The organism is Streptomyces sp. NPDC007162, from assembly GCF_040634175.1.
GTDB lineage: Bacteria > Actinomycetota > Actinomycetes > Streptomycetales > Streptomycetaceae > Streptomyces.
This window is the reverse complement of the sequence record NZ_JBEYFC010000511.1, coordinates 1-6,305: the sequence shown is the minus strand read 5'-3', so window position 1 is coordinate 6,305 and position 6,305 is coordinate 1. Positions and strand designations below refer to the sequence as shown.

The 6,305-nt window shown below is 69.7% G+C and carries 7 protein-coding genes; 3 read left to right on the top strand and 4 right to left on the bottom strand.

Features of this window, described 5'->3' with window-relative positions; translation table 11 throughout:
* Positions 1-134: 134 nt before the first annotated feature.
* Positions 135-497 carry a hypothetical protein gene (locus tag ABZ646_RS37665; RefSeq protein ID WP_360529523.1) on the bottom strand — a complete coding sequence of 121 codons (363 nt, stop codon included), beginning with the start codon at positions 495-497 and terminating at the stop codon, positions 135-137.
* 195 nt (positions 498-692) lie between these two features.
* A complete protein-coding gene (locus ABZ646_RS37660; RefSeq protein WP_360529520.1) occupies positions 693-1,544 on the bottom strand; it encodes a thioesterase family protein in 852 nt (283 codons plus the stop codon).
* 164 nt (positions 1,545-1,708) lie between these two features.
* Between ABZ646_RS37660 and ABZ646_RS37655 the strand changes: the two genes are divergently transcribed.
* Complete coding sequence (locus ABZ646_RS37655; protein WP_360529517.1) at positions 1,709-2,932, top strand: alpha/beta hydrolase-fold protein; 1,224 nt, start codon at positions 1,709-1,711, stop codon at positions 2,930-2,932.
* Here the strand turns inward: ABZ646_RS37655 and ABZ646_RS37650 are convergent.
* Complete coding sequence (locus tag ABZ646_RS37650; RefSeq protein WP_360529514.1) at positions 2,841-3,500, bottom strand: trimeric intracellular cation channel family protein; 660 nt, start codon at positions 3,498-3,500, stop codon at positions 2,841-2,843. The two genes, ABZ646_RS37655 and ABZ646_RS37650, sit on opposite strands and share 92 nt — an antisense overlap.
* A 47-nt stretch (positions 3,501-3,547) precedes the next feature.
* Positions 3,548-4,939 (bottom strand): M1 family metallopeptidase, encoded by a 1,392-nt coding sequence (locus ABZ646_RS37645; RefSeq protein WP_360529511.1) that lies wholly within the window; start codon positions 4,937-4,939, stop codon positions 3,548-3,550.
* 344 nt (positions 4,940-5,283) lie between these two features.
* On the opposite strand from ABZ646_RS37645, the gene ABZ646_RS37640 reads away from it, so the two are divergent.
* Together ABZ646_RS37640 and ABZ646_RS37635 are read left to right on the top strand one after the other, a co-directional pair.
* On the top strand, positions 5,284-5,769 hold the full coding sequence (locus tag ABZ646_RS37640) for a hypothetical protein (RefSeq protein WP_360529508.1): 486 nt from the start codon (positions 5,284-5,286) through the stop codon (positions 5,767-5,769).
* A gap of 170 nt (positions 5,770-5,939) precedes the next feature.
* Positions 5,940-6,242, top strand: a complete 303-nt coding sequence (locus ABZ646_RS37635; RefSeq protein WP_360529505.1) for a hypothetical protein — start codon at positions 5,940-5,942, stop codon at positions 6,240-6,242.
* The last annotated feature ends 63 nt before the right edge of the window (positions 6,243-6,305 follow it).

Genomic DNA, 6,305 nt, shown 5'->3' with positions numbered 1-6,305 from the left:
CAACCCCCCCCTTTCCACCCTCTCCCCCCCCCCGCCTCTCTCCCTATCTCCCCGGGCTCCCCCCGCCGCCGCCCCCGACGGGGGTGGCGCGTCCGTTCGCCGGACGCGCCGCCCCTGTCGTACGACCTCCGCGGTCAGCTCTTCGTCGCCTGCGCGGTCGGCGCGCCGCCGGGGGCCGAGCCGCCGGCCCCGGGACCGCCCCGGCCGCCGCAGCCACCGCCCGTGCCGCCGGGGCCGCCGCCCCGACCGCCGCCGCCCGGCGCACCGCTCGGCATGCCGGTGGGGGTGCCGGTCGGCTTGGCGGTGCCGGTCGGGGCGCCGGACGGAGCCCCGGAGGCCTGACCGGTCGGCATGCCCGAGGGGCGCTGACAGGACTGCGACCGGCCGGAGTCGCCGTTGCCGGTGGAGGACGACGAGTCGCCCGAGCCGCAGGCGGTCAGCAGCAGCGGTGACACGGCGAGCAGGGCGACCGCGGGGACGAGACGTACACGCTTCATGAGAGCCAGCTCCATGACGGATGAGGGAGTCCTGAGACGTGGCACTCAACCAACGGCGCTTAGGGCGTACGTGGGGCCGCCCTGTCCCCCGTCTGTGATTCGGGCAAAGGAGACCTCAAGGCACCGCTCCGACCTGCGCCTTCCCGGGCGGAGCCGGCCTGCCCGCTGGTACATGGCCGTGACAGAGGCGGGCGGTCAGCCGAGCCGGACGCGGGCCAACTGCCGTGACTGGGCGACCAGCCGGTCCGCGCTGTCCCAGACCTCGGCGTCCTCCTCCAGGAAGCCGCCGGCCAGGTTCCGGGTGGTGATGGAGACCCGCAGGGGGCCCGGGGCGGGGCGGTGCCGGACGTGCACGGTGAGTTCGACGGTCGGGACCCAGCCCTTGAGGCCGATCTCGAACGCGGTGGGCGGCAGCGCGTCCACGGCCAGCAGGAGCGAGAGCGGGTCGGCGTCCCGGCCGTCGGCGAGACCGAACCAGGAGCGCATCTCGCCCTTGCCGGAGGGGGCGCCGAGGGCCCAGCCCAGGGTCGCCGGGTCCAGCTTGAGCATCAGCCGCTCGGTGATGGCGGAGCTGCCGTCGACCGGGGCGGGGCCGTCCTGGGGACCGAAGCACTGGTCCATGGGCGGGATGGCGGGCGGGACGGCCGTCGTGCGGACGTCGTCGGGGAGGGCGGACAGATCGCCGTAGGAGGCCAGGACGCGGATGCGTTCGACCTCGTTGCCCTCGTCGTCGTACTGGAAGAGGGAGGCCTGGCCGGTGGAGAGGGTGCGGCCGGTACGGACGGTGTCCGTGCGGATCACGGCCGGGCCCGGCCGGGACGCGGTCAGGTAGTGCGCGGAGACGGTGAACGGGTCCGGGTGCGGCAGCGTGTCCGCCAGGGCCCGGCCGAGCACCGCCAGCAGATAGCCGCCGTTGACGGCGCTGATGATGGTCCAGCCGGCCGAGAGGTCGATGTCGTAGACCCCGGGGGCGCGCCGGGTGACCGCGGTGTCGCGGTCGAACTCGCTGTCGCCGATGACGGCCCGCGTCGCTGCTGCTTCTGACATGCCTGAACCGTACAAGAGAAAATTACTAAGCGGTCGCTTTTGTGATGCACACGGCAGTGACTCCCCGGTAAGGGATCCCTCTCCCGAGTGAGGTTCCGGCAATTTCTAGGTAAGTGTCCGGAGACGTCCGTAACCCGGACCCGGGAATTCCCCTCTATGGGGACATGAGCCTCACCGGGACTCCGTTCCTCTACACGACCATCGTCCTGACCGTGGTCGCCCTCATACTGCCGCTCGCCCTGTGGTCGAGGGTGCGGGGGCCCAGGTTCGTGCGTGCCGCGGCCCGGGTCCTGATGCTGCTGTTCGCCCAGGCCACGGCGGTGACGCTGATCTTCGTACTGGTCAACAACCAGAACAACCTGTACGACAACTGGGCGGATCTCCTCGGTACCGGCAACCACGTCCAGCAGGCCGCCAACCTCGGCCAGGACGGGACCGGCGGAATAGCGCTGAAGACGCTGCCCAAGGTGAAGCAGACCTTCGCCGCGGCCAGCGGACCGGGTATGCGCGGGGTCGAGGTCACCCAGCTCAAGGGCCGGGTCTCCGGGGTGAACGCCGAGGTCTACGTGTGGCTGCCGCCCCAGTACGGCGAACCGAAGTACAAGAACCACAAGTTCCCGGTGGTGGAGCTGCTGCCGGGCTACCCCGGCTCGGCCAAGGCGTGGTTCGGCTCGATGAAGGTGATCCAGCAGCTGGAGCCGCTGATGAGGAGCGGCAGGGTCGCGCCCTTCATCCTGGTCGCCCCGCGCACCAACCTGCTGGCCGGGGTGGACACCGGGTGCGCCAACATCCCGGGCACGGTCAACGCCGACACCTGGCTCAGCATCGACGTCCCGAAGATGGTCACCGACAACTTCCGGGCCGCCCCCGCCCCGGCGAACTGGGCCACCGCGGGCTACTCGGCCGGCGCGCACTGCGCGGTCAAGCTGGCGGTCGCGCACCCCGACCGCTACCGGGCCGCGGTCAGCCTGTCCGGGTACAACGACCCCATCGGCGAGCGCAATTCACTCGCCGCGCAGAACATCACCCTGCGCGAGCAGAACAATCCCTACCTGCTGCTGCGGAAGGCGGCCGGCCCGCCCCCGATCGCGCTGTACCTGTCCGGCGAGTCCGGTGACGGCTACCAGGCCGGGGTGGCGCTCGAACAGATCGCGAAGGCGCCGACCACCGTGCACGTGGTGTTCCTGCCGCGCAGCGACGGCGGCCACAACATGGCGCTGTGGCGGCCCCAGGTGACGACCGTGTTCGAGTGGCTCACGGTCAACATGGGCCAAAGTCACGTCAAGGGCCGCTCCACTACTCCTCTCGAACCGTCGAGCGCCGGTTCCACGCACGCGGCGCTCGCCAGTGGTACCGCATCGCGAGCAGGCGCAGTACGAAAGCGGTGACGACCGCGAGCCCGGTGGTGAACGGGTTCAGCGCGTCGTAGTGGATGCACAGCACCACCGTCGTCGCCCCGACGATCGCCGGGACCGCGTACAGGTCGCGGTCCCAGCGCAGCAGCGAGGGAACCTCGTTGGCGAGCACGTCCCTGAGCACGCCACCGCCGACCGCGGTGGCGAGCCCCAGGGCGGCCGAGGCGGTGAGGTTGAGGCCGTAGGAGTACGCCTTCGTCGTGCCGCTGACGGCGAACAGGCCGAGGCCGGCCGCGTCGAACACCAGGACCGCCGACTGCGTCCGCTCGACGTGCGGGTGCAGGAAGAAGACCACCAGGGCGGCGATGAGCGGGGTCAGGAAGTACCCCAGGTCCGTGAAGGCGGCCGGGGGCACCGCGCCGATGATCACGTCCCGGAAGATCCCTCCGCCCAGCGCGGTGACCTCGGCGAGCACGGCGATGCCGAAGACGTCGAAGTTCTTGCGGACAGCCAGCAGCGCGCCGGAGATCGCGAACACGAAGATGCCGATGACGTCGAGCGTGTGCTGGACGGAGGGAGAGAAGAGTTGCTGGAGCTGCACCCTGACATTGTGGACCGCCAGGGTGCATGCACCTTACAAAGCCAGGCCTACAGGGTCGGTTTGCCGGGGGTGAAGAGCCAGGTCCGGAACAGGTCGTCGAGCTGCTGCCCGGAGACCTTCTCCGCGAGGCGGATGAAGTCGGCGGTGTCGGCGTTGCCGTAGCGGTGCAGCTTCGTCCAGGCCGGGAGCAGCTTGAAGAACGCCGTGTCCCCGATCCGTTCGCGCAGCATCTGGAGGGTCATGGCGCCGCGCTGGTAGACGGCGGAGGCGAACATGGTGTCGCGCTGCGGGTCGGCGACGGTGATCCCCCAGAAGGGGTTGTCGGCGGCCCGCGCGTCGTACGCGGCGAGGAACGAGTCGTGGGCCGACCTGGTGCCCTGGTGCTCGGCCCACAGCCACTGGGCGTAGGTGGCGAAGCCCTCGTTGAGCCAGGTGTCCTTCCACTGCGCCACGCTCACCGAGTCGCCGAACCACTGGTGGGCCAGTTCGTGCACGATCGTCGTCTCGTTGCGCACCGCCGAGTAGGCCGGCTTGCTCTGCACCTCCAGCGAGAACCCGGCCTGAGGCATGTCGTCGACGATCGCACCGGTCTCCTCGAAGGGGTACGGCCCGAAGAGCGAGGCCCAGTAGTCGGTGGCGGCGGCCGTCACGGCGTACACGTCGACGCTGTTGCTGTTGGCGAGGGTGGGGTCGATGGCCACGTAGATCGGTATGCCGGAGGGGGTCTTCCCGGTGCGGACGTCGAACCTGCCGATGGTGGCGGTGGCGAGGTAGGTCGCCATGGGCTTCGACTCGCGCCAGTGGGTGTACGTCGAGGCGCCCTTGTCGTAGGTCGAGACGAGCCGGCCGTTGGAGACCGCGGTCAGGCCCTTGGGCGCCTTGACCCTGATGTCGTAGGTGGCCTTGTCGGAGGGGTGGTCGCTGGACGGGAACCAGGTGGAGGCGGCGTTGGGCTCGCAGGCGACGAAGACGCCGTCGGGGGTCTTCATCCAGCCGTAGTCGGAGCCGAAGACGATGGGGCTGTTGAGGGGCTGGGGTATGCCGCCGTAGGTGACGGAGACGGTGAACTCCCGGCCCTTGCGGAGGAAGTCCCTCGGGGTCACGGTGATCTCGTCGCCGCTGCGCGTGAACTCGGCGCGTCTGCCGTTCACCTCGATCCGGGTGACGTCCAGCTGCTGGAGGTCGAGGTCGAAGGAGGAGAGGTTCTGGGTGGCGCGCGCGGTGAGGGTGGTACGGCCGTCCAGGCGGCCGGTGTCGGGGGCGTAGGCGATGTCGAGGTCGTAGTGGCGGGCGTCGAAACCGCCGTTGCCGAGCTGCGGGAAGTAGGGGTCGCCGATGCCGTCGGCGCCCGGGGTGGGGGCGGGAGCGGCGGCGATGACGAAGGTGGCGGCTGCCGCGGTCGCGACAGCCGCCAGACGTGCCGAGCGGGAGAGTGCCATGGGGCGTCCCTTCGGTGCGTGGTCCGATCAGACGGATACGCCCGAACCCTGCACTCCACCACAAGGACATGCACATGACTTTGCCAACTTGTCACAAAGCGGCACTTCCTCCGAATTGGGACGCGAAAATCGAGCGGCCGGAATTATCTGAGCTTCGCTTGAGGTTATCGACAAAGCCATGGCAATGAGATGGCCAACCCTCTTTCCTGTTCTGAACCCGGGCATTAGGTTCCCGCTTACGGGGGAGTCACCACACGGGGTGGTCGACGGGTCTCCCCCTTTTTTCTCGACGAGGGACCGAAATCTTGACTCACCACGCGAGAACCACGACTGTCGGCGCGGCCATGCTCGCCCTGCTCGCCGTCGGTACGACTTCGGCCTACGCGGCCGCCCCCGCAACGGTGCATCCGAACAATTGCGGCACGGAATCGTCGTACGAATTCAGCTCCCCCAAGTCCGCACGGATCGGAATGGTGCCGCCGTCCAGCGCGCCGGGCGGGCACACGCTCAGCATCACGCTCACCGCCGGGACTTCGGTCACCGGCACCATCACGGGCTCTCTGCAGACCGAGGAGAGCGCCATCGTCGCCAGCGCCAAGCAGACCGTGGGCGTCTCGTTCGCGCTCACCATGACGGCCTCGGTCTCCTACGGTGACACCTGGAAGGTGCCGGCCTCCTGGCGGAAGGGGTACCTCCACGCCGGCGCCGACCGTGACACGATGAATTGGAATTACGGGCACTACGGCGCGGGTTGCAAATGGGTGATCGTGCGTAAGGGCGTCGCGAAACTCCCGTACCACATCCCGGCATTCTGGAGCACCAAGGGATGATTTCCGTCGCCGGCGCCCGTCTTTCGCGACGCGCAGCAATTCTGGCCGTAATCTCCGCCGCTTTGACGGCCGTGGCCGGCTGCGGTCACGGCGGTTCCTCGGCCCGGCAGTCACCGTCGCCGGCGCCGACGGCGGTCCGTGCCTCGGCGGTCGCTGAGACGCGGTTGCCGGTGCTCGATTCCCTCAAGGTCCCGGCTCCGTCCGGGAAGCTGTTGGTGGCGCGGAGCGGGCGGGGTGCCGAGCGGGTCGCGGTGCCCCTGGCGAAGACGGGCTCCCAGATCACGGTGCGCCTGGTCTGCCTGGGGCCCGGCGCCGCGAAGGTGACCGACGGATCCGGCGGCTCCGTCCTGGAGGTGGCCGGCTGCAACGCCACAGCGGCGTACACCACCGGTTTCACCGGCGTGCGGGACGACCGGGTGATGCGGCTCGCGGTGCGGCCCACCGTCCAGTGGCGGCTGCTGGTCTGGGGATAGCACGACGATCCCCCGGCGGGCACAGAACGAGTCAGGACCGGCAGAGAACGTCTCTGCCGGTCC